Source organism: Rhodopseudomonas sp. BR0C11 (genome assembly GCF_010820945.1).
GTDB lineage: Bacteria > Pseudomonadota > Alphaproteobacteria > Rhizobiales > Xanthobacteraceae > Rhodopseudomonas > Rhodopseudomonas palustris_H.
Window position 1 is genome coordinate 1 of record NZ_QTKI01000634.1, and the last position, 1757, is coordinate 1757.

The 1757-nt window shown below is 66.6% G+C and carries 2 protein-coding genes and 1 pseudogene; all 3 read right to left on the bottom strand.

Annotated features, from left to right (window positions below):
* Window positions 1-542, bottom strand: a pseudogene (locus DYI24_RS26040) (NAD regulator); the annotation flags it as partial.
* Window positions 539-1045, bottom strand: coding sequence for a tyrosine phosphatase family protein (locus DYI24_RS26045; protein ID WP_107343233.1), 507 nt, complete (start codon window positions 1043-1045; stop codon window positions 539-541). The pseudogene DYI24_RS26040 and the gene DYI24_RS26045, both read right to left, overlap by 4 nt.
* A gap of 66 nt (window positions 1046-1111) precedes the next feature.
* Window positions 1112-1729 carry a YfbR-like 5'-deoxynucleotidase gene (locus tag DYI24_RS26050; RefSeq protein WP_107343234.1) on the bottom strand — a complete coding sequence of 206 codons (618 nt, stop codon included), beginning with the start codon at window positions 1727-1729 and terminating at the stop codon, window positions 1112-1114.
* Window positions 1730-1757 lie beyond the last annotated feature (28 nt).

Genomic DNA, 1757 nt, shown 5'->3' on the forward strand with positions numbered 1-1757 from the left:
TCCATGCCGAAGAACAGCCGCACCCGATCCCGCCGCGCCAGCGCGCGCGCCATGCCCGGCTCTTCGGCCTGGGCGGCCCAGGCGGTGAGTTCGGGGATGATGTCACGGGCGATGATCGCCGGCTGCTGTTCGCGCCAGTCTTCCCACGGGAAGAACCGATACCAGGGTTCGAAGGTGGCGCCCGCCGCGCGCGCGGCGTTGTCGGCGGCGCGGGTCAGCGCCAGATAGCCGATCGATGCGACGTGGACTTCAGTGTCACCGAGTCGGGCATGACGGCCGCGGTCGCCGAAGGTGTAGAGCTGCTCGACATAGCCGAGCCGCAGGCCGGTCTGCTCTTCCACCCAGGCGCGCAGCCCGATTTCCAGGGTGCGGTGGGTGATGGCGTCGAACGGGCCGGAAGGAAGGCCGGCGAGGCTGCCGCCGCCGTCGCCCGAGGCGGTCAGGATCATCGGCTGGTTGGCCTCGATCGCGACGATCGCCGCGGTCAGCCCGATCTCGATCGGAACGGTCGACTTGTCGCTCATCTCGAAGGGCAGGCTCATTCGAGATCGACGCGAAACGGCACGCCCTCGATGCTGAGATCGCCTGGGCCGATCACTTCGAGGGCGCGCAACATCCGCCCCTGCCGCCCCAGCGCCCGATCAGCCAGTGCCACGATCAACCGGTTCGGCGAAGCGCAGGGCGAGGCCCGGCGGATCTGCCGGGCGATCGTCACCTCGTCGCGGTGCGGATTGAGCGCGCAGGCGGCCGCAAACGCACTGGCGGTGGAGCGGCTGATGCCGGCGTAGCAGTGCACCACCAGGGGAGCCGACCGGTCCCAGCTTCGGACGAAGTCGAGCACCTGGGTGATGTGATCGAGATTCGGCGCGTTGAAGCCGTCCATCACCTCGGTGATGTCGTCCATCTCGATCCGCAAATGATTGGATTCGAGCACCGTGGCGGGGCGTTGCACCTGACCGACATTGGCCATCACCGAGAGCACATGGCTGGCCTCGGTCGCCGCAACGGTCGGATGCAAGGCTGCGAGCGAGCAGACGTGAATCATGGGCCTTTCCGAGGTTGGCGCGATCTTAATCCTGCGCCGCGGGCGGTGAAAGCGCGATGACGAGACTTAGGCCTTCAGGCTCTCGAACCGGGCAAGCAGGCGCTTTTCGGCCTTTCCGGCCGGCCAGGGCGTCAAATAGTCCTCGACCATCGCCTCCGGCAGGCCCGGATCGTTGCCGAACAGCCGCTTGGCTTCGGCCTTGGTGAAACCGGCCAGGTGAATGGCCTCAAGGTAGGCGGAGCCGCGGTCAGCGGCTTTGATCTGCCGTTCGATTGCCTCGTCGAGCACCGCCGGCAGGCCGAACCGGATGTGGATCGCGCCGAGCAGGCGCTTTTCGACCCGTTTGTACGACTCCCCGATGACCGCCTTGAACGGCGAGATCATGTCGCCGATCACGTATTCTGGGGCGTCGTGCAGCAGCGCGGCAAGCCGCAGCTTGGCGTCGATCCGTGGATTCTTTTCCCGCATCACCGCCTCGACCAGCAGGGTGTGCTGCGCCACCGAAAAGATGTGGGCGCCGCTGGTCTGGCCGTTCCACCGCGCCACCCGGGCAAGCCCGTGGGCAATGTCGGCGAATTCGACATCGAGCGGCGACGGGTCGAGCAGATCAAGCCGGCGGCCGGACAGCATCCGCTGCCAGACACGGCTGGAGGCTTGCGACGATTTCTTCGGCGAAGACGGCATGACGATTCGAAATGGGACAGTTGTGCAG

Excerpts from the sequence above, each read along its gene's own strand:
- DYI24_RS26045 (WP_107343233.1), bottom strand. The coding sequence starts at position 1,045 with ATGATTCACGTCTGCTCGCTCGCAGCCTTGCATCCGACCGTTGCGGCG.
- DYI24_RS26050 (WP_107343234.1), bottom strand. The coding sequence starts at position 1,729 with ATGCCGTCTTCGCCGAAGAAATCGTCGCAAGCCTCCAGCCGTGTCTGG.